Source organism: Stenotrophomonas sp. YJH_SMC_48-3, assembly GCF_059369375.1.
This window is the reverse complement of sequence record NZ_JCAFSQ010000001.1, coordinates 197,467-218,153: the sequence shown is the minus strand read 5'-3', so window position 1 is coordinate 218,153 and position 20,687 is coordinate 197,467. Positions and strand designations below refer to the sequence as shown.

20 protein-coding genes are annotated in these 20,687 nt (G+C 61.4%); 11 read left to right on the top strand and 9 right to left on the bottom strand.

Annotated elements, in window-relative coordinates:
* Nucleotides 1-170 precede the first annotated feature (170 nt).
* From AC5P65_RS00975 to AC5P65_RS00965, 3 genes are read left to right on the top strand one after another with little or no spacing between them, the layout of a single operon-like run.
* Nucleotides 171-998, top strand: a complete 828-nt coding sequence (locus tag AC5P65_RS00975) for an AraC family transcriptional regulator (RefSeq protein ID WP_021201967.1) — start codon at nt 171-173, stop codon at nt 996-998.
* A gap of 49 nt (nt 999-1,047) precedes the next feature.
* Nucleotides 1,048-2,091 carry an alpha/beta hydrolase family protein gene (locus AC5P65_RS00970; protein WP_425605105.1) on the top strand — a complete coding sequence of 348 codons (1,044 nt, stop codon included), beginning with the start codon at nt 1,048-1,050 and terminating at the stop codon, nt 2,089-2,091.
* Nucleotides 2,092-2,145: 54 nt separating this feature from the next.
* On the top strand, nt 2,146-2,817 hold the full coding sequence (locus tag AC5P65_RS00965; RefSeq protein ID WP_180832735.1) for a VOC family protein: 672 nt from the start codon (nt 2,146-2,148) through the stop codon (nt 2,815-2,817).
* A gap of 1 nt (nt 2,818) precedes the next feature.
* On the opposite strand, the gene AC5P65_RS00960 is transcribed toward AC5P65_RS00965, so the two are convergent.
* The 4 genes from AC5P65_RS00960 to AC5P65_RS00945 form a co-directional block, all read right to left on the bottom strand.
* Nucleotides 2,819-4,231: a TPM domain-containing protein gene (locus AC5P65_RS00960; RefSeq protein ID WP_180832734.1), complete on the bottom strand. Its 1,413-nt coding sequence runs from the start codon at nt 4,229-4,231 to the stop codon at nt 2,819-2,821.
* A gap of 141 nt (nt 4,232-4,372) precedes the next feature.
* A complete protein-coding gene (locus AC5P65_RS00955; protein WP_188249710.1) occupies nt 4,373-6,097 on the bottom strand; it encodes a peptidoglycan-binding protein in 1,725 nt (574 codons plus the stop codon).
* Between the two features lie 122 nt (nt 6,098-6,219).
* Nucleotides 6,220-6,795 (bottom strand): hypothetical protein, encoded by a 576-nt coding sequence (locus AC5P65_RS00950; RefSeq protein WP_227852309.1) that lies wholly within the window; start codon nt 6,793-6,795, stop codon nt 6,220-6,222.
* A 52-nt stretch (nt 6,796-6,847) separates the two neighbouring features.
* Nucleotides 6,848-7,372, bottom strand: coding sequence for a hypothetical protein (locus AC5P65_RS00945; protein WP_019661618.1), 525 nt, complete (start codon nt 7,370-7,372; stop codon nt 6,848-6,850).
* A gap of 206 nt (nt 7,373-7,578) precedes the next feature.
* Here AC5P65_RS00945 and AC5P65_RS00940 point away from each other — a divergent pair, with 206 nt between their 5' ends.
* Nucleotides 7,579-8,205, top strand: a complete 627-nt coding sequence (locus AC5P65_RS00940) for a YiiX/YebB-like N1pC/P60 family cysteine hydrolase (RefSeq protein WP_019661619.1) — start codon at nt 7,579-7,581, stop codon at nt 8,203-8,205.
* A 55-nt stretch (nt 8,206-8,260) separates the two neighbouring features.
* Here AC5P65_RS00940 and AC5P65_RS00935 read toward each other — a convergent pair whose 3' ends face one another.
* From AC5P65_RS00935 to ubiA, 3 genes are all read right to left on the bottom strand, one after another.
* Complete coding sequence (locus AC5P65_RS00935; RefSeq protein ID WP_005414774.1) at nt 8,261-8,425, bottom strand: hypothetical protein; 165 nt, start codon at nt 8,423-8,425, stop codon at nt 8,261-8,263.
* 274 nt (nt 8,426-8,699) lie between these two features.
* Nucleotides 8,700-10,124: a short-chain fatty acid transporter gene (locus AC5P65_RS00930; RefSeq protein ID WP_495215374.1), complete on the bottom strand. Its 1,425-nt coding sequence runs from the start codon at nt 10,122-10,124 to the stop codon at nt 8,700-8,702.
* 188 nt (nt 10,125-10,312) lie between these two features.
* Nucleotides 10,313-11,206, bottom strand: coding sequence for a 4-hydroxybenzoate octaprenyltransferase (ubiA, locus tag AC5P65_RS00925; protein ID WP_495215373.1), 894 nt, complete (start codon nt 11,204-11,206; stop codon nt 10,313-10,315).
* A 115-nt stretch (nt 11,207-11,321) separates the two neighbouring features.
* Between ubiA and AC5P65_RS00920 the strand changes: the two genes are divergently transcribed.
* Nucleotides 11,322-12,524 (top strand): alginate lyase family protein, encoded by a 1,203-nt coding sequence (locus AC5P65_RS00920; RefSeq protein WP_197575421.1) that lies wholly within the window; start codon nt 11,322-11,324, stop codon nt 12,522-12,524.
* 68 nt (nt 12,525-12,592) lie between these two features.
* Here AC5P65_RS00920 and AC5P65_RS00915 read toward each other — a convergent pair whose 3' ends face one another.
* Nucleotides 12,593-14,821 carry a polysaccharide biosynthesis tyrosine autokinase gene (locus AC5P65_RS00915; protein WP_197575419.1) on the bottom strand — a complete coding sequence of 743 codons (2,229 nt, stop codon included), beginning with the start codon at nt 14,819-14,821 and terminating at the stop codon, nt 12,593-12,595.
* Nucleotides 14,822-15,593: 772 nt separating this feature from the next.
* On the opposite strand from AC5P65_RS00915, the gene AC5P65_RS00910 reads away from it, so the two are divergent.
* Entirely contained in the window at nt 15,594-16,856 is a 1,263-nt protein-coding gene (locus tag AC5P65_RS00910; protein ID WP_197575417.1) for an oligosaccharide flippase family protein, read from the top strand.
* On the top strand, nt 16,849-18,171 hold the full coding sequence (locus AC5P65_RS00905; protein WP_495215372.1) for a hypothetical protein: 1,323 nt from the start codon (nt 16,849-16,851) through the stop codon (nt 18,169-18,171). Before AC5P65_RS00910 ends, AC5P65_RS00905 begins: the two co-directional genes overlap by 8 nt.
* Here AC5P65_RS00905 and AC5P65_RS00900 read toward each other — a convergent pair.
* Entirely contained in the window at nt 18,143-18,520 is a 378-nt protein-coding gene (locus AC5P65_RS00900) for a hypothetical protein (protein WP_148563105.1), read from the bottom strand. The two genes, AC5P65_RS00905 and AC5P65_RS00900, sit on opposite strands and share 29 nt — an antisense overlap.
* Between AC5P65_RS00900 and AC5P65_RS00895 the strand changes: the two genes are divergently transcribed.
* From AC5P65_RS00895 to AC5P65_RS00880, 4 genes are read left to right on the top strand one after another with little or no spacing between them, the layout of a single operon-like run.
* Entirely contained in the window at nt 18,512-18,772 is a 261-nt protein-coding gene (locus tag AC5P65_RS00895) for an acyltransferase (RefSeq protein ID WP_197575406.1), read from the top strand. The genes AC5P65_RS00900 and AC5P65_RS00895 overlap by 9 nt on opposite strands.
* A gap of 14 nt (nt 18,773-18,786) precedes the next feature.
* A complete protein-coding gene (locus tag AC5P65_RS00890) occupies nt 18,787-19,746 on the top strand; it encodes a hypothetical protein (protein ID WP_197575404.1) in 960 nt (319 codons plus the stop codon).
* Nucleotides 19,739-20,194, top strand: coding sequence for a glycosyltransferase family protein (locus tag AC5P65_RS00885; protein ID WP_053443668.1), 456 nt, complete (start codon nt 19,739-19,741; stop codon nt 20,192-20,194). Before AC5P65_RS00890 ends, AC5P65_RS00885 begins: the two co-directional genes overlap by 8 nt.
* Nucleotides 20,191-20,676 (top strand): glycosyltransferase, encoded by a 486-nt coding sequence (locus AC5P65_RS00880; protein ID WP_053443669.1) that lies wholly within the window; start codon nt 20,191-20,193, stop codon nt 20,674-20,676. The genes AC5P65_RS00885 and AC5P65_RS00880 overlap by 4 nt, the downstream gene beginning before the upstream one ends.
* Nucleotides 20,677-20,687: the final 11 nt, after the last annotated feature.

Below are 20,687 nucleotides of genomic sequence, written 5' to 3'. Positions count from 1 at the left end.
GCACCTGCGGGGATATCCCAGGCCTGGACAAGGCGCGCAGTCTCGGCGCGATCTGTGAAGGAGGCATGACGTCAGTGCGACAGCTTGAGTCCGCGCAGGCGCAAGAACTGCTAAACGCCGCGCCTGCCGATCCGCTACTGTGTCCAGCATCGGATTCATGGAACGACAGGATGAGTGCGGCAGGCAAGGCGGTGTGGTACATCGAAACCCATGCGGAGCAGCCGCTGGCCTTGGCCGATATCGCCGCTGCGGTGGGACTGTCGCCATTCCATCTGTCGCGCCTGTTCCAGGCCCGCACCGGCACGTCGGTGGTCCGTTACCTGCGTGGGCGCCGCTTGACAACGGCCGCGCAGCGGCTGGCCAACGGCGCATGCGACATCCTGCAGGTGGCGATTGGCGCGGGCTACACCACTCATGCCGCGTTTACCCGTGCCTTCAGCGAACAGTTCGGGCAGACACCGGAACGGGTACGCGAACAGGGCACCGATGGGCTGGCGCTGGTGCAGGCGATCCGCGTGGACGAGGCGCCGGCTGCCTGCGCTGAGGCGCCACAGCTGCTCGACACCCCGGCCTTCCAGCTGGCCGGCATCGGCATGCGCCATACCCGCAACAGCGGCGGTGCCATTCCCGGGCAGTGGGCCCAGCTCAACCGGGAATGGCCGGCGCCGGCCCCGGTCAGTTTTGGGGTGTGCTGCAACAACGACGACGACGGCGGCTTCGACTATATCGCCGCGCTGCCGATTGGTTCACTTGGCCCTGTACCCGCGCACTGGCAGCGCGTGGATGTGCCCGCACGGCGCTACTTGGTGGCCTGGCACGGCGGGCACATCTCGGCCATCCGCTCGACCTGGTTCTGGTTGCTGGATCACTACCTGCCCAGCGCCGGCCTCAGCCTGGCCGACGCGCCGGACCTGGAGCGCTACGACGCCCGGTTCAACGAGCACACTGGCAACGGCGGCGTGGAGATCTGGCTGCCGGTAGACGAAGGTCCCTGCTGACATGGAGCTGAAGATGCGCGTGAACATCACAATTGTCGGGCTGCTGCTGATGGCAGCGGCGCTCTCCGCCCACGCAGGCGACACCTGGAAAGCCGGCGAGCGCCATGGCACCACGACGGTGGCCAGTGCCGCCGTGCGCGATGCGCAGCACCGCAACACCCTGCGCTACACGGTGTGGTATCCGGCACCAGCCGATAGCAGCGAAGTCGAGGTGACCATCGGGCCGCCTGGCACGCCCCTGTTCGATGTTGGTCGCTCGGCGATGGATGCGCCGCCCGCAGGCGCTCGCCTGCCGACACTGCTGCTGTCGCATGGCAACGGCGGCAGCGCGCGCATGATGGGCTGGCTGGGCACCGCGCTGGCACGGAAAGGTTATCTGGTGATCGCGGTCGATCATCCCGGCAACAATGGTGCCGACCAGATGACCCTCCATGGCAGCATGTTGACCTGGCTGCGCGCGGATGATCTGCGCGCGGCACTGGCGGCCGTGCAGGCCGATCCAGTGCTGGGCCCGCACGTCGATCCTGAACGCCTGGGTGTTGCCGGTTTCTCGGCCGGTGGCTACACCGCGCTGTTGGCGGCTGGGGCGCAACCGGACCTGCAGCGACTGCTGGCGTTCTGCACGGCGCATCCGGATGACGGCGTCTGCCGGCCTCAACAGGAAGCGGCAACGCACACGATGGAGGCGCGTGTTGCCGCTGCGGCGTCGGCCGAGCTGTCGCCGTGGATGTCCCACGCCAACGACGCACGCGCCATTCCCGGCGTGCGCGCGGTGTTCCTGTTGGCACCGGCGATCATCCAGGCCTTCGCGCCCGAGCAGCTGGCCTCGTTGCGGCTGCCCGTGTCGATTGTGCTTGGCGAGGCTGACACGGTTGCGCCGCCACAGACCAATGGCGCGGCCGCGCGTGCGGTGATTGCGGGCGCTGCACTGCAGCTGCTGCCAGGTGTCGGCCATTACGATTTCCTCGCCGCATGCACCCCGACCGGGCAGCAGCGGCTGCAGGACCTCTGCAGCACGTCAGTGCCAAAGGCAAAGACCCACGCGCAGACAGTGGACGCAGCAGTGCGGTTCTTCGACCATTCACTGCGCTAGTGGCCGCCGGGCGTGGCCCGGCGCTACAGTGGGCGCGTCCACGGAGAATCGATCATGCGCCTGCTGCACCTCACCCTGCCGGTATCCGACGTCGCTTCCGTGGCCGCGTATTTCCATGATGTGCTGCAGCAGCGCGTGGTCGGCAACCATGTGCACATCGGCTGGAGCACCATCGAACTGCAGCCGGCGGGTGATTACCCCGTCGGTGGCGTGCACCTGGCCTTCAACGTACCGGACAACCGCTTCGGCGAGGCGATGGCCTGGTTGCGTGAACGTACCCCGCTGCAACGTAATCCTGAGGGCCTGGATTACTTTGCGCTGGAGAGCAGCTGGCAGTCGCAGTCGGTGTACTTCACCGGCCCGGACGGCCTGATCCTCGAGTTGATCGGCCGGCGCCGTCTTCCAGTCAGCACGCGCGCAGGCGCCTTCCATGGCAGCGAGCTGACCTGCCTGAGCGAGGTTGGCCTGCCCAGCCACGATGTCGATGCGGTGCGCGAACAGTCCAGCCAGCGCTTCGGCCTGCAGCCGATCAGCCCGCCGTCGCCGCAGTTCGCGCCGGTGGGCGACGACGAGGGCCTGCTGATCGTGGTTGCTGCGGACCGGCGCTGGTTCCCCGAGCAGAAAGACCTGCCCAATGCGCAGGGCGTGCAGCTGCAGGTGGGTGATGTGAACGGTAGCGGCGAACTGCGCGATGCCGCGCTGGGCTGGCGGGTGTGGGCGGCCTGAGCTACCAGCTGCCCGAAGCGCCGCCGCCGCCGCTGCGACCACCACCACCGGACCAGCCGCCGGAACTGCTCGAGGACGAACTCGACGACGAGGTGCTGGACGAGGAACGGTAGCCTTGGGACGACCTTCGTCCGCTGCGCGCTTTTTCGCCGGGCAGCAGGGTGAACAGCCAGATGAAGTACAGGAACAGCGTGCCTACGCTGGACACGATCATCGCCAACACGCGTGCGTTCTCGTCGCTGGCCCGGTCGATGGCCAGCAGCGCGCCCAGCGCATAGGCGCCGGTCAACAGCACCAGTACCACCAGCCGCACGGCGAAGCTGTTGCGGTTCCTGCGCCAGCGCGCGCGGCCGGCCTGCACCAGGAAGAACACCAGCATGGCGGCAAGGGCGACCGCCAGGTTCAGCAACGTGTGCAGGGCAAGGCTGGGCGGCAACTGGCCACGGACCAGCATCACCGCGAAGAAAACGATACTGACGGCCAACATGCCGCACAGCACGATGCGCACACCACGGCTGCGACGCCAGCACCACCCCACCAGCGCCGCCACCGGTACAGCAGGTAACAGCACAAAGAACAGCGCAGGCAGCACATGCCGCGGCAGCAGCAGCGTCGCCGAAACCAACCCAGCGGCCATCACTGCCGTTACCAGCAGCGGTCTACCCCAGGCAGGCAATGTCGGCCAATTCGGCCTGGGCATTGCCGCATTGGCTGCCAATGCCTTGCGCCGCCGCTCACGGCGTTTAAAGCTGAACTCGGCCTCGGTCCTGGTGGCCAGCAGGCGCGGCGGTGATCGCCACAGACCGGCCAGGAACCCCACCAGCAACGTCAGGGCAACGACCGAATCCCCTGTGCGCCAATCCGCTGGCAACAGGTTGCGTGCGGATGCATCTTCCTGGGGCGGCAGCGGCTCGCCATCGATCAACGCCACCAGCACCTTGCTGCCGTCCAGCAGGCCCTGGTCCAGGTCTCCCTCACGCAGGCGCGGCACGATCGCCTTGTCGATGATGCGCGCGGCATAGGCATCGGGAATGGTGCCTTCCAGGCCATAGCCGGTCTGGATGCGTACGCGCCTGTCCTGCACTGCCACCAGCAGCAACACCCCGTCATCGACACCGGCGCGGCCCAGCTGCCACTGTTCGAAGACGCGCTGTGCATAGGCTTCGATGCCGTCATCGCCAACACTGGGCACCACCAGCACCTGCAGTTGCGCGCCTTTGCGTGCCTGCAGCTGCAATGCCTGCTCGCGCAGCGTGGCGCGGGTGCTGGCGGACAGCGCGTTGGCGGTGTCCACCACCGGATCATCCAGTGCCGGGATCGCGGCCGCCGCCAGCACTGGCAGCGGCAACAGGCAGAGCAGCAGTGCCAGCCCTACCCGCTGCCATGCGTTGCGCCACCGCAGCACCCGGCTCATGTGGACGCCATGCTTTGCAATGGCGGCGTGCTGTGCATCATGCGAAACGGCATCCGTGTATGTCCTTGCCCCATGAACGGAAAAGCCGGCCGGATTACCCCGGCCGGCCTCCTTTACCACACACCTCTTCACACGCAGCGGTCAGCGGCCCATGGCCACGCGCTGCTGCTCGTCCTGCACGTGTTGCTGCGAAGGCTCATGCTTGGCCAGCATTGCAGCGCTGGTCTCCTGCAGGCTCGGTGCCGTCTGGGTCATGTCCACCGCAGTACGGAAGCCGGGAACGGTGCCGATGACGAAGGCCTTGCCATCCTGCACGGTGACGCCCTGCAGCTTCTCCGGTGAATCGATGCCGGCGGCCTTGGCCTGGGCGGTCACATACGCGCTCATCTCGTTGCAGATCATGCCCGGCATGTGGCCACGGATCGCATTGTGCAGCGGCGTATCCGGATGCGCCTTGTCGCCCAGTTGCGGCCCCTTCGGCGCCGCCTCGGCATGGCTGCGGCCTTCGGCCAGCTTGCCCAGCGTCGCCGGACCCGCCACGCCATCGGCGGTGAGCCCGTGCTGCTTCTGGTAGGCGATCAGTGCGTCCCTGGTATTGGCACCGAACTTGCCATCCTCGCTCAGCGGATTGCCTTGGCCGTCGCGCACGCCCAGGCGGTTGAGTTCCTTCTGCAGCGCAGTCACTTCCTCGCCCTTGGCCCCCTGGCGCAGCACACCGTTGTGGTCGGCGTCATGCGAATGGCCACCCTTGCCGGTTTCCTTCAGCTTGCCGTGGTCCCAGAAGTCCTGCGGGCTGAGCAGCTTGCCGTGCGGATCCTTCAACTGGTAATGCACGTGCTGGGCATACTGCCCCGCACCGCCCGGGCCCCGCCCGCCCATGGTGCCGATCGGCTCGCCCGCCTTGATCGGCTGGCCTTCCTTCACTTGGGTCGAGTGCAGGTGCAGGATCTCGTGCGAGTTGCCCTGTGCATCCCTGATCTTCACCGTGCCGTAGTCGCCACCGACGAACGTCACCGTTCCGGAGATCGGCGCGTGGACGGTCGGGTGCTGCAGATTACGGCCGTGCTGGCCGCCGACATAGTTGAAGTCGGTGCCACCGTGCGGCTTGTGCGCGCGGTGTTCGCCGAACTCACCGGTAATGTGCGGCTTGACCCCGTTCTGCGGGGGCAGCATCACCTGCATCGTCTGCTCGAAGGTGCGGGTCTGGCCTTCGGCATGCGCCGCTGCCGGCTTGGCCTGCGCGTGGGTGGCCGCAGCTGCGGCGGGGGCCGCGTGGCTGCCATGGGACTGGCCGTGGGTCAGGCCCAGGCGCTGCTCCACGAACCGCTCGTACTTGTCCACGTACGGCATCACCTTCTTTTCAGACAGGGTGAGGCCGCCGTAATCGCGGGTCGGGCCGTCGTGGTGGTACTTGTAGATGTACTCCTCACCCTGGCCGCGCTTGTGCGCCAGCGTGCGGTTATCGATGTAATGGTCAACCAGTGCGTCGGACTGTGCGCCGACGTCGAAGCGGTTGCGGCTGTTGAGGTGGTAGTGATTGCCGGTCTTGTCGATGAACTGGCCCAGGCCCGAGGCCGAGGTGGTGCCAGCGGCGGCATCGGGGTTGAAACCCGATTCAACGCGGGCGATGGCCAGTACGTGCGCCGTTTCGCGTGGGGTCAGGCCCTTCTCGCGCGCCGACTCGATGATCGTGTCGATCACCCGTGACTGTACTTCCGGGGTCGCATCGCCCCACCGGCGGGAATTGCCATGCAGGCGGCCGTCGCTCTGGTCGATCGGCTCCCGGTAGTGGCTCCACGGTTTGATGCGGTCACTGCTGTAGGCCGCCCCGCGGGGCTGGACCATGTCCTGGTAGATGTCTGCCATGTCTGTGCTATCCATTCTATGAAAAAGGGGATTTCCTTAAGGGGTACTGCTCCTGGTACTTCTGGTACTGCGGTACTGCGGTGCTGCGTTCACAGCGCGCGTGCGACGTCCTGCCGCTGCGCTCAGTCTTCGATGTAGTTCACCTCCGGGTGCTTGATGCCGAGCGAGTCGATCAACGTCTCGTACTCGTCGTTGTTGGGCTCCTGCTCCTCGCCTTCCGCGCCGCGCAGCGGGGGGGTGCTGTGGGTCAACTGGCGGCCACTGGCGTCGTACAGGTAGTACCACTCGCAGAAGCTGCAGCCGAACGGCAGTTCACCGTACTGCACGACGAAGTACGGCGTACCGCTGCGGTCCTGCACGCAGGCCAGGCCAACGGCGGTATAGCCGTCCATCTCCTTGGGCGCAGCAATGGCCTGGCGTGCGCCGTCCTTTTCGATTTCCAGCGTGGTCAGCCGGGAAGCGTCCGTGTCTTGGGTGGGCTGGGCCGCCAGGTGCAGGCGGGTGCCTTGGCAATCGATATGCATGCCGGTCTCGTCGCGCGTAAGAGAGGTGGGAAGGTCCGCAACGGCAGCCGCTGGTGCGGCCGGCGTCGCTGCCGGGTCAGTAGAAGCGGGGGCCGCCGCCGGTGCAGCCGCCTCAGGGCCGCTGCAGGCAGCAAGCATCAGGGCCAGCACGGGGGCAACGGGAGACAGACGCATGCGGTGCTCCTTGGGTGAATCACACGACCGCCCGCAGGCGGTCGCTCAGGGGTCAGATCGATTCGTCCTCACGCTTGACCAGTTGCCAGCACGGCTTCTGGGCAAAGGTGTAGATCTGCTGGTCGCTGGTATCGGGGGTGCGCATCTGCACCTGTACCTGGCCGTCGGGCAGGCGGGTGACCTGCATCTCGCGGCCCTGGCGTTGCAGCGTGGCCGGGTCCGGCATCACCGGCCATTCGACCTTGGCAAGCGGCACCTTCTCCTCCACCTTGCGTGGCTCCGGCTCGGCGTCGCCATCGATGTGGCTGTCCAGCAGCGGATCGGCAGTGGACGTTTCCTGCAGCGCGATCTCGTTGCCGAAATGCTTGAGGAAGTCGTCGAAGACCGGATGGGGGCAGCTGGCAGACGCGTCTGCCGGGGCCGCGGCAACCGGCGTGGCCGGCGTCGTGGCGGCGGCCGTGCTGCTCGGAGCCGGTGCGGCGGCGTCAGTGATGGCAGCCTGGGGCGCAGGCTTGCAGCCCGACAGCGCAAGCCCCAGGGCAAGCGCAAGCAGGGCAACGGGGCGGAGCTGGTTCAAGGGATCCTCCTGATTCCGGGCGGTCGCGCGCGGTTCCGGCGCGGTAGGGAGGCAAGGATAGCCATGCCTCTGTCGATTCAGTTTCAACATCCGCTGTCAGGAATATCCCGACATGCTGAATTGAGACTCATATCACACTTGGGCTGAAATCAACGTCATCGCAGCAGCCGTTAGACTACGCCGCACACGCTTCGACCCTGGCCCCCATGCGCGCATTCCTGCTTGCCCTCTCCCTGCTGGCGCCAACGCTGTGGCCTGGTGTTGTGGCCGCACTGGAGGTCCGGGAAGGCGACCTGCTGTTCGTCACCGCCGGCCGCAGCGGCCTCAGCGCGGCCATCGACGATGCCACCGGCAAGCAGCACGGCCCCAGCTTCGACCACGTGGCCCTTGTCGCCTTGGCGTCGCAGGGGTGGGAGGTACTGCACGCCGACGAGAAGGGATCGCGCCGGCAATCCCTGGTCGAGTTCCGCCAGGACGCCCGCGCCAGGCAGCGGCAGATCGTGGTCTACCGCCTGCAGGCACCGCAGCAGGCCGCCATCAAGGATGCGATCGCGACCGCACGCACGATGCTGGGCAAACCGTACAACACGTCATACGTGTTGAACGAGGACAGCTACTACTGCTCGGACTTCATCGAGCGCGCATTCCGTGCGCACCATGTGTTCGCGTTGCAGCCGATGAACTTCCGCAACCCTCAGACCGGGCAGATCGCCCGGCACTGGGTGGATCTGTACCGCGGCATGGGCATGGACGTGCCGCAGGACCAGCCCGGCACCAATCCCAATGACATGTCGGCGGCGCCGGTGCTGCAGCGCATCGGCGTGCTGGAATAAGCGAAGCCCCGCACAGGGCGGGGCTTCGCGGGTTGCCCAGGCTGGGGCATCGAAGTCACTCTTCCTCGTCCTGCCCACCCTGCTGCTGGTTGCGCTGGTTGCGCTGCTGCTGTTCCTGCTGCTGTTGCTGCTGCTGGTCGCGGCCGCGCCCCTGCTGCTGATCCTGCTGGTTCTGCTGGCCCTGCTGCTTCTGGTTCGGGTTCTGGTTCTGCTGTGCCATGTCCGATCTCCAAAGCCACGCGCGGAATGCGGTGGACGGGACCATCGTCTGCAGCGATTGGTTAATCACACGTGGGTGGCCAGCTACATTCGTGTGTACGCCTGTGAATGAACGCGCGGAACCTCTTGCGGGACAAGCGCCTGAAGGATTCATGCGGGTTCGGCATGTGCTCATGCCGTCATCGGCGTTGCACGCATTCATGGCGCTCGCAGCCGGAGACACGCGCTGAACGAGGCTGGCTTTCCCGGCTCACACAGGGAAGCCAACGCTGCATTCATGGCATCACCGGCGGCACGTACGCCAGCGTCATCCCCAGCAGCCACAGCAGGCCCAGCACCAGCGGGATATGCACCAGCAGCTGGATGAAGGTGAAGCCCACGATGTCGCGTGCCTTCAGGCCCAGCACACCCAGCAGCGGCAGCATCCAGAACGGGTTGATCAGGTTCGGCAGCGCTTCGGCCGCGTTGTAGACCTGCACGGCCCAGCCCAGGTGCGCCTTCAGTTCGTTGGCGGCCTGCATCACGTAGGGCGCCTCGATGATCCACTTGCCGCCACCAGACGGCACGAAGAAGCCCAGCACCGCCGAATAGACGCCCATCACCAGCGCGAAGGTATCGGTGCTGGCCACGTGCACGAACAGGCTCGACAGCCGGTGCGCCAAGGTCTGCCCGTCACCGCCGGCGGCGTGGGTGAGGATCATCGCGATACCGCCGTACAGCGGGAACTGGATCAGTACGCCGGTGGTGCTCGGCACCGCCTTGGCCACCGCGTTGAGGAAGCTGCGCGGGCGCCAGTGCAGCAGCAGGCCCAGCGAAATGAACAGGAAGTTGTAGGTGTTGAGGTTGGCGATGGCGGTGACCACCGGCTTGTTGGCGAACTCGTTGAACAGCCAACCGAACGCCAGCAACGAGAGCAGCACGGTCAGCAGCGGGCTGTACTCCAGCCACTCGCCCGGGCGCGTGCGGCGCTGCAGCGGCTCCGGCTCGGCCTGCGCGGCGCCGGGGAACTCCTCGGCGGTACGCGCACTGCCGGCCGCAGGCGCGGTCAGCCAGGCGATCAGCAGCGAGACCAGGATCAGCACTGCGGTCAGGGCGATCGACTGCCACAGGAAGATGGTTTCGGTGAACGGCAGGACGCCGGTGATCTCCACCAGGCCCGGCGGCATGCTGGCCGGGTTGGCCTGCAGCTGTGCGGCCGAGGAACTCAGTCCCATCGCCCACACCGCACCCAGACCGAGATAGGCCGAAGCACCGGCCGCGCGGTAGTCCATGTGCAGTTCGGTACGGCGGGCCAACGCGCGGACCAGCAGGCCGCCGAACACCAGCGAGAAGCCCCAGCTGAGCAGCGAGGCGAGCATGCTGACCAGGCCCACGTACACCACCGCGCCGCGACCGGTGCGCGGCACACGGGCGAGGAAATCGATGAAGCGTGCGACCACCGGCGCGGTGGCCACGGCGTAGCCACCGATGACCACGAAGGCCATCTGCATGGTGAAGGGAATCAGGCTCCAGAAGCCGTCACCGAAGGCGCTGGCGGTGGCCTGCGGGGTCGAGCCGAAGCCCATCGCGGCCAGCGCGACGATGACCACGCCCAGCACCGCGAACACATACGCGTCGGGGAACCACTTTTCCGCCCAGGCGGCCGAGCGCAGCGCTGCGCGCGCCATCCAGCCATCCTGTACTGCTGCCTTCGAGGCCATCGCCTACCCTCCCAGGTTCGATGGACCGATTCTGGGCGGTGGGGTGCAGGCTGTCAGCCACCTATTGGTCGTAGGCGGCGGAAGGCCCGGCGCTGTGCGCCGCCGCCCGAGCATGGGCTCGGGCGCTACGGATATCCGGTTTCGGGGGGGGCCACCTGTAGAGCCGAGCCCACGCTCGGCTGCGCTTCTCAATGCAGCGCCAGGTCCACGGCGATGCCGGCAAACAGCGCGGCACCCACCCAGTTGTTGTGCAGGAACGCCTTGAAGCACGGACCGCGTTCGCGGTTGCGGCAGATCCAGAACTCGTACACCACCAGCACCGTGGCCACGGCCACACCGGCCAGGTAGTAGCCGCCCAGCCCGCCGCGCACGCCAACCAGCGCCATGGTGGCCAGGAACAGCGCGTACAGCACGCCCTGGATGACCAGATCGAGATCACCGAACAGGATCGCGGTGGAGTGCGAGCCCATCTTCAGGTCGTCCTCGCGGTCGACCATGGCGTACCAGGTGTCGTAGGCGGTGGACCACAGGATGTTGCCGGCATACAGCAGCCAGCCCAGCATCGGCACCTCGCCCTGCACGGCGGCGAACGCCATCGGGATGCCCCAGCCGAAGGACATTCCCAGATAGACCTGTGGCAGATGGGTGTAGCGCTTCAGGTAGGGGTAGCTGGCGGCCAGGAACACGCCGATGAGGCTCAGGCCGATGGTCAGGCCATTCAGGGTCAGCACCAGGCCGAACGCCACGAGCATCAGCACGGCGAACAACGCCAGCGCAGCACGGCCGCTGATTGCGCCGGTGGCCAGCGGACGCGACTTGGTACGCTCCACATGCGGGTCGAGCCAGCGGTCGGCGTAGTCGTTGATGACGCAACCGGCCGAGCGGGTCAGCCACACGCCGGCGGTGAACACGAACAGGGTCCACAGCGGCGGCAGGCCGCCCGCGGCCAGCCACAGCGCCCACCAGGTGGGCCACAGCAGCAGCAGCGTGCCGATCGGGCGATCAGCGCGCATCAGACTCCAGTAATGCCGCCAACGCGGCGTCGCCGGCGACTGCGGCGAAATGAGGGGGGTATCAGCCATGGCGATAGGATACTCCTGTCCAGTGGCGTGCCGACGTAGAAACTGCTTACGATTGCCTTCGAGACAAAGATATCGATCAAGACAACCACAGGCTCAATCGTTAGGGGAAAACACGTTGACCGCCCAGCCCAAACCACCATCATCATTCTTGAACGTTCGCTTTCTGGGCTTTGCGGCGGCTCTTGCCTTGATGATTACATTCAGGTGTGGCGCGTCAGATTTTGTTCACCCGGGAATTCTTGTCGATCGCCAATCAATTATCGACACACAGACTCTTCTAAAGCGGAATGACCTAGTTCGGACCCAAGCGATTGAGGTCATGAAAAAGTCTCCACTGGCTAGACTTACTTACAAATCCCAGCCGCATGCGCAGGTATTGTGCGGCCCATACTCACGGCCCGACATTGGCTGCTCGGATGAAGTGCGCGATGCCCAAGCAGCGTACACCCATGCACTGCTGGGCGCCTACCTGAGTGATTCGCGTCACTTCATGGTCGCCGCAGAAATCATGGATTCCTGGTCTGAGACTCTCACCGGCGGCCATCTGGGAACCAATAGATCATTGCAGGCTTCATGGGCAGCTGAACTGTGGACGCGTTCGGCTGAAATCCTGAGATATACCAGTCGGGCCTGGCCAGAAGATAGAGCAAAGCTATTTGGAGAATGGCTGCTTGAGCAGTACCTGGGCGACATCGACGCGATGCCCGAATGCGTCAATGGCAATTGGTACGCGAGCGGCATTGAGGCTCGCATGAATATTGGCGTGTATACAAATCGGAGAGACGTCTATAACAGTGCTGTGATGGATTGGAAATCACAGTTCCCCGCGTACGTGTACATGAAGTCCGATGGCGCCAAGCCAAAACCCCAACCAAATTGCAACAAACCATCACCATCGAACTGGTTCAACCAGAAGCAGATGGCGTCTGGACTCGCACAGGAAACCTGCCGCGACCTGCCACACACTGCTTTTGGCTTGGCCGCATTTATAAATGCTGCAGAGACAAACAGGATCCAAGGCGGCACGCTGTATCAGGACTACGCCGATCGACTCCAACAAGCCATGGAGTTCCAGACGAGCATGGCATTGGCTCCTACGCCACCCAAATGGCTCTGCAGCGGCCAGCTGAAGGGCTCACTGGCCGGCACTCTGGAAATCGGCTACGCCCAACTTCACGGCCGCATGGAGCGCCCGATGACAAATACGGGAAAGTGGCTTTCTTTGAATCGACCAAGCCGCGGCCAACTACACTTCATCTGGGAGACCGCGACGCACGGCATGGAAATCACCGGTACAGCTGTCACTTCCACTCCCTGATTGGCAGACATCCAAGGGGCAGAGCTGCGAAGACGGGCAAGTCTTCGCAGCTCAAATATCAACATCCGCTATTCCTTACCATCCGACTGGTACTCGTAATACCCGTAGCTGTAGTAGCCAGTTGCGCGCCTTTCCACTGCATTGAAGATCGCGCCCTTGATCTGAACCCCATTCTGCTCAAATCGCTGCAATGTAAGCTCGATCTCCTTGACCTGGTTCACGCCAAATCGAGTGACCAAGAGGCTGGACCCGGCGTGCGCTGCCACCAACGCCGGATCAGTGACCGCTAGAATTGGAGGGGTATCTACAAGAATCAGATCGTAGCGGCTCGACATATCTTGAAGCAGCTGCGCAAATCGGGGATGCATCAGCAACTCTGCCGGATTAGGCGGAACGTCTCCTCGCACCATGTAGTGCATATTGTCCAGGCCGGGAACTGGGTGGATGACGTCATCTGCAGCCAACTTTCCACTGATCACATCAGACAGGCCGGACTGCGCTGATACGCCCAGGATCTTGTGCAACGTGCCCTTGCGCATATCGGCGTCGATGACCAAGACACGCTGTCCAGCCTGCGCGATAACTGCAGCCAAGTTGGTGGAGACGAAAGTCTTGCCTACGCCCGGGCGAGGGCCGGAGATCGCCAGTATGTTGTTCTTTGCCTCCAGCATTGCAAAATGCAGGCTGGTGCGAAGGCTCCGCAACGCTTCCACGGTTGGATCAGCGGGAGCCGTGAGAGCAAGAAGGTGCTGGCGACCGTCTGCGATTACGCGCGTACCGTGCCTGCTTTTACGCAGCCTTGGCAGCGTAGTTGACACACTGAGAGGAATCGCGGCGTAAACAGGCAGTCCCAGAGCTTCAATATCCGCAGGATCTTCGATTCCTGGATTCAGCATACGCTGGAGCAGTGCTACACCGGCAGCCAGAAACGCACCAAGCAAGGTCGAAATGATAACAACCAGACCCTTGCGCGGGCGAACCGGATTCGCCGTATCGACCACAGCGGCGTCAACAATCCGAACATTGCCAACCGCACCAGCACGGGCGACATCCAATTGCTGAGCCTGGTTAAGCAATGCAGTGTAGAGCTCATTGCTGACCTGAAGATCACGGGTCAGACGGAGAAGCTCCTGCTGCGTGTTTGGAAGAGTACCTACTTCGCGCTGGAATCCAGATTTCCTAGACTCCAATTCGCCGATCTGCCGAAGCAGCGCACGATATGCTGGATGCTCACGGGTAAAGCTGCGATCCATTTCCGCCTGCCGCAACCGAAGCTGCTGGATGCTGGCCTCGACCGCAACTTCCTGTTCAAGCAAACCTTTGGTCTGCATCGTGATATCAACCGCGTTGGAACGGGATTGATATGCACTCATTGCAGCCTGTGCCTGCTCGACCTGCAGCCGAATGGTGGGCAACTGCTCCTTGACGAACTGCAGCTGCGAGGCAGCCTCCGCCGAACTGCGGTCCACGTTCTGCCTGACATAGGATTCGACAACACGCTGGACGACTGCCTGCGCGCGATCAGCATCCACGTCTTCATACGTCAACTGGAGAATCCCGGAATCCTTGCCGTCCTCGCTGGCCTGTAGATTCTCCCGGACCTCGCCCACTACATCCAAGCGACGCATTTTGGTGATACGGAAGTGCGTCCCAGGGTTTGCACGAAGAGCGGCAACGTCTATCTTCAGGTCCTTGACCTGAGCGGTCGTGCCTGCCTTTCCTTTCAGCAGCTCCGTACCATCTTCGTCCAGAAGACTAAAGCTGCCGGCCTCCTCCCCTGCAATCAGAGTCAATGCCGAGCCCACTTTCGACTGGGGAACAACAAGGCTTGAGACGCGAAGCTCTTCGCCGCCCCAGCCATATCGAGCAATGCCGAGCCAAGGACTAGAAACCTCATTGGGAAGCTCCGGACTGAACCGACGGGCCATGAAGCCACCGATGAGCGGGAAACGGTAGGGCTCCACGGTCACGTCAAGCTGCAGGTCATCCACGGCCGTGCCAACAACAGTCCTGGACGTCAGGAGCGCCACCTCCGTGGTAGAAGCAGTGCTCCCGCTTCCTCCAAGCGAAGCCAGATCGGCCAAGCCCGGGATGGTAGGAACCTTGGATTCGACCTGCACCATGGCCTGCGCCTGGAACACGGGGGGCGCAAGCAGCGCGTATGAAACACCCACAAGGAAGAAGAGCCCCGTAGTGCCGACGATCCACCACTTGCGATCAAGGAAGATGCCCGCAAGTTCGCGCAGATCAAAGTCGTCTTCCCTAGAAGAATTCCGCGATTCCATTTTGTTGTTCATTGCTTCCACTTAGGTTTTAAATCGACGTCATAGCCCATCAATACGCGATACGGGCCGAGCGCTCCCGCCCACTATTGCAATCGAACCAGCGGCATACGACATCATGGCCCGCCTACCCCCTCCCCAAGGGGGGGGAACTCCCGCGCTGTCCAGGGCCAATGCGGCATTGACCATGCTATTTTTTCAGGCTAGAACCTTACAGTGTACCTGATCTTGATGCAGACAGCCTGCCCGCCATGCGAACCGATACGCCATCGGCGCAGCACGCAGACAGCCCTGCCCGGCACCCTCCCACACCGCCGCATGTGATCAGGAGGCCGAACGCCCGGAAATCCCTACCTGCTATGATGGGGCGTTAGGCCCTATGCACCGAACCGCCGGGCATCCAGAAGGCCTCTCGTTGGGCCAAAGACAGCAAAGAAGCTGCTTACGAGGACTCCTCATGTGCACGATGCACAAGAAGACCGGCCCGCAGTTCCAACAGCTACCGCAGACTACCTCAAGGACGAAGGACCGCTAATCGCGCAGCAAATTGATCAGGCCCAAGGCATAACAAGGCGCATCAGCATGCTCGCACCCACATCGACGTCGCAGGGGGAGCCTGGACGAGCGCCTTCTCGTCGACCTTCCGTGCAACTACAACCCCACGCCGATAGATGGCATTACGGCGGGCCAGACTGCATGCCCTGCCGCACAAGGCACAGGCACCGTACGGCGCCGGCCCCCTTAAGCACAGAAGAACAGCAACCGAAGAACTGGCGCAGCACTCTTGATGATTGACCTTATTCGCAACAAGCTCAAAGGCGGAAGCGGAAAAACTGCAAAGGCGGCGATAACGGTCGTTTTGGCTAATGTCGCACGTCTAGCGGCACAAGCTCTCTACTTTGTCGCATTTGCGAGATCCGTGGGCCCTGACACCTTTGCCCATTTTTCGGCCGCGATAGCGCTCTCGATCATCATGTCTCCATTTATTGGACTGGGCAGCGGTGCGCTGATCGTAAAACGGTGTTCGCGCGATCCAAGCACACTCTCTTCCTACTATGGAAGTGCACTTGCGTTCGCGCTTGGCACGCTGTTCATCGCCAGCCCCGCTTATCTACTCATTTTAAATGGAAGCCTCGGACCGGGAGGGTGGGCAATTGCGGCAGCGGTGCTTCTCTCGGAGCTCCTTGCAACCAAACTGCAGGAGATCACGGTTCAGGCATTCCAGTCACAAAGCCGGATCAACGCCGTGGCAGGTGCCACAATCCTGACGTCCCTCTTCAGGATCGCGGCAGCTGCTCTTGGCTTCATGATTGCCGAAGACAGCCTTGGGATCTGGCTTTCGCTGTACATGGCGAGCGCAATCATCCCATGCGCGATCTACGTATCTGTATTCATAAAAAATTACGGCATCAAAAGACGCCTGCACACCGCTGAAATTCTCGACGGACTCAAGTTCTCACTTGGAATTTCGTCCCAGGGAATCTACAACGATGCAGACAAACTGATCATGCCAAGGCTCGCATCAGCCGACATATCTGGAAACTATGCTGCAGCCTATAAGATCGTCGACGTTGCCTTCTCGCCAGTTCGCGCTCTTCTGACGGTTACATATCCGGGCTTTTTTAAGGCCGGAGCCAATGGCATTTCCGAGTCTCTCGCCTATTCCAGAAAGTATCTCCCAGCCACAGTCGGCCTGGGACTGATTGGCAGCATGGGAATATTTGCGTGCTCCGGAATGGCAACATGGATACTTGGGCAGGATTATGAGCAGACGGCCACGATCCTGAAGTACCTTGCAGTAATTCCGCTGCTTCGATCATTCCACTTCCTCATGGCAGATGCAATGACGGGAGCCGACTATCAGGGAATTCGCAGCGTCATACAGATCATCGTCGCCGGCGCAAACATCGTCGGAAATATAATTCTGATTCCGCAACTAGGTTGGAAGGGTGCAGCGTTCGTTTCGATCGCCTGCGATACCGCGCTTTGCCTGTTGCTCTACGTAACGGCCGTTGGACTGCGCAATCGGGAGAGCAACGCCCATGGTTAAAACCTTCAGGAACGTCATTGCAGCAACTGCCCTTGCGGCAGGCTTTGCCGGCATACTCACACTCTTTTCCGCAGGCCAACAGGATACCGCCTCACTGGTCGGATCGATAGTAGGCTTGGTGCCTGTTTTCCTACTTTCCTTCATCCTGTACCCAGCAGTAGTAGATGTAGCACGCAAGCCAGACGTTGCCTTCCTAGCGGCACTGGTGGCCTATTACGGCTTCGGAATTGTTTCCTTCACGACATATCGCGGATACATAAATCAATACATGTGGGCGGGCATTCTGCTGCTGGCAGTAGCCGCGTATCTAATAGGCCGCCAGATCGGACGCCGTACCAGCCAATTGCCAACCGACGCCCCAAGCTATCGCCTCAAGAGTTGGGCCTGCTACGGAATTCTTATTGCCTCAACCGGCGCAGCCCTCTCGATTGTGGCAACGCACGGGCTGGTTCTGCTGAATCCGGAGGCTCGGTTCGGAATATCTGCCAAGGCATCCTACCTGGTTGAACTTTCAATTCCCGTTGTGCTTTCAAAATTCTGCATCGACATGATCCGTCAACAGCGTTTCCGCTGGTCCATGCTCGGACTTCCGACTCTCGCATTGCTCATGTTGCTTTGCCTGGGCTATAGAAACCAGCCGATTCTACTTGTACTGGGAATCGGGCTGATTGTCCTGATGTCTTTGAAGGATGACGCGAAGGTCAAGCGCTTTCGCCTGGCGTTCGCTGCAATCGCGCCAGTTGCGATGTTTTCCTTTGGTCTTTCATATCTGATTCGAACCAACAACTCTATCGGTCGGACTCTGAGCTGGCAGGGGATGATTCGCGAGTTTGACGTCAAATTGCCAGAGTTCAGCCTGCCGTACATTCCACTTCATCTTGCCTCCAGAGAGGGCATGGGCGTTGCCGAGGCATCGATGGACAGGGCCGATGACATGAGCTCATATATCGAGCGGTCGTGGTTCTTCTTCTCTGACTTTCTGACGATGCTCCCAGGCTACTCGCTTACATCTGGGCGCATTCTTGGCATGGTCGTGAACGGCAGAGAAGACTCGTCGCTGACACCTTCAATCCTTGGGGGCTTGATGATCGGCTACGGATATATTGGCGTAGTGGTCTATTTCTTGCTGTCAGGCTGGCTGCTTGGAAAGCTCACAGCACGTTTCAACGTCACGCGCGATCCGAAAACACTGGCGTTGCTAACCATCTGCTTCCTTTACACCCTGGAGCTGATGAACCGCGGAATCTTCAAGCCCATGTACCTGATAGCACCACTCGTTACTGTTTTCATGTTCCGAAGAATTGAAAAAAAATAAATAGAGCCCGGCTCACAGCGACCCGAAAGGGAATTTTAAAACCTTGCAATGGAGGCAAAAATTGAGCGCCCGACTGACCATCAAGAAGCTTGCCGTCGAACTTGCAAATGTCGTGCTCAGCGCAGCCTTCTTTTTCCCTGCTCGACGATTTATTGCTTCCCTGGCTTTCGGCCCCATCGGAAGCGGGACGACCATTCATGGGTTCGTGAGATTCTTTGACCTCAGGAAGTGCCGCATCGGAAGCAACACAACCATCAACAGGTGGTGTTTCATTGATAATCGAGGCAGCGTGACGATAGGATCCAACGTGAACATCTCCCATGACTGCAGGATATACACCATGGGCCATGATATGAAGGATCCTCATGCACGGGTCTTCTGTAGCGAAGTCACCATTGGTGATGATGCATGGTTGTTTCCGGGAGTCCGAATCATGCCAGGGGCCAGCATCGGGCGCGGAGCAATTGTTTATCCTGGCAGCATCGTGACCAAGCCGGTGGAAGATTTTGCCATCGTCGCCGGCTCACCCGCGCGTAGAATTGGAAGCAGATCACCCGACATTCAGTACACCGCCTCATTCCCCGTGCATTTCTCGATATGAAAAAAAACAGCTCAATGATCGCCTGGGTCGGCTTCCAGCGTCGCGCAGAGACAATGAAGGCGCACTGGGGTTATGACATCGCATACTTCCCAAGAGTATTCAAGAGCCGAAAGCTCATGCTCTTTGACTATGTGGCGCGGATACTCAAAACCATGCGACACCTGGTCCTTGGAGCGCCGAAAACAGTCTGGATTCAGGCTCCACCGAGCTTTCTTGTCTACTTGGCTGCTCTTTACAAGATTCTTCACGGAGAAAAAGTCAAAGTAGCAATCGACGTGCACAACAGCTATTTTCGACAGAAATGGCTCGCCTTCCCTGCCTTGAATTTCTGCATGTCGAAGGCGGATGCGGTGATTGTTCACAACGAACAAGTGCGCCATGAGTGTCAAGCGATTTTCCCGAATCTGCGCAACATCCTCGTACTCGAGGATCGCGCGGCCGATGAGGCCGTGCCAACTGGAAGAGAGGGTTTCAGCCGATCCGTTCTGTTCCCTTGCTCGTTTGACGAGGATGAACCGATAGAAGTTGTGCTTGAGGCTGCCAGGTTGACCCCGGATGTTGAATTCCATGTGACTGGGCGTTTTGATGGCAAGATTTCAAACGACACCGTTGCGATGGCACCGAGCAATGTAAGATTCACTGGATTCATGCCGCTGGAGGATTTCGACAGCCTTCTGGCCAATTGCGGCGCGGTCCTTGGCCTTACTACCCGATCAAATGTCCAGCTCAGCGTTGCCAACGAGGCCATCAGCTTTCAGAAGGCCATGATTCTTTCCGACACACCGACACTTCGGGAACTTTTTCTTGGTGCAAAGTTCGTGGATACACTTGACGCACGATCGATATCAGAAGGAATCTTGGAGGTACTCTCTGATATCCGCGCATTTGAGGAGGCATCCAGGCGGGGCCTGCAGCTAAAGAATGAGCGATGGCGTTCCCAAGCGAGCGCACTTTCCGGAGTGCTCAATGGATAAGCGGGTACTGCTCATCTGTTCAGGCGGAGGCCACTTGGTGCAGATGCAGCGCATCGCCGTTGCGGCAAGGACCACTGGCACGCTGACTCTTGCCACGGTAGCTGCCGAGCAGGAATTGAAGGGCGACGTCTACGACGCCGTGGTGTCTCTTCCTGATTTCAATCGGCAATCCCCGTTCGCGGCACTCTTGGGGATCCCGAAGGTTTTCTTCAAGGTCCTCTTCCTTCGGCCGACGCACATCATATCCACCGGGGCGGCCCCTGGCATCATCGGGATTATTGCCGGTCGATTCGTTGGCGCTAGGACGCTGTGGATTGACAGTATAGCCAACACCCGAAGATTGTCGGTGTCGGGAAGAATTGCCCTTCGAGTATCTCATCAGGTGTTCACGCAATGGCCAAGCCTTGCTGATGACCACAAGGTGCTCTACTGCGGAAAAATAATATGATCCAGATCTTTGCTTCCGTGGGTACTCAAGCGCCTTTCCCGAGGCTCATCGACTACGTTTCCCAGTGGCTTTCCGTGAACAGCGAAGCTGTTGGATATGCGCAATCTGGGCCGTCCTCGACTGCTCCGTCTTTCGGCGGCGCAGCCATGATCAGCATGCCCGAGTTTTCTAGGAGGATTTCGGAGTGTGATGTGCTGGTTACGCATGCAGGAATGGGAAACATCATTCGTGCGCTTGAGGAAGGCGTACCTGCGGTGATCATCCCTCGGCAGCACAGGCTCGGCGAACACGTCAATGATCATCAGGTTGATACTGCCGCTGAATTTTCGATGGTTCCGGGTATTTTTGTATGCTCCTCCGCTGATGAATTTGAAGTAGCGATGAGGAAGGCGCTAGCCCACGACCGTGGTCCCGCAAAGGCGGGATCTTTGGAAAAGGAAAAGCTTCTTCAATCGATCAGGGACTTTCTTTCCGCTGGCTAGTTAATCCGACC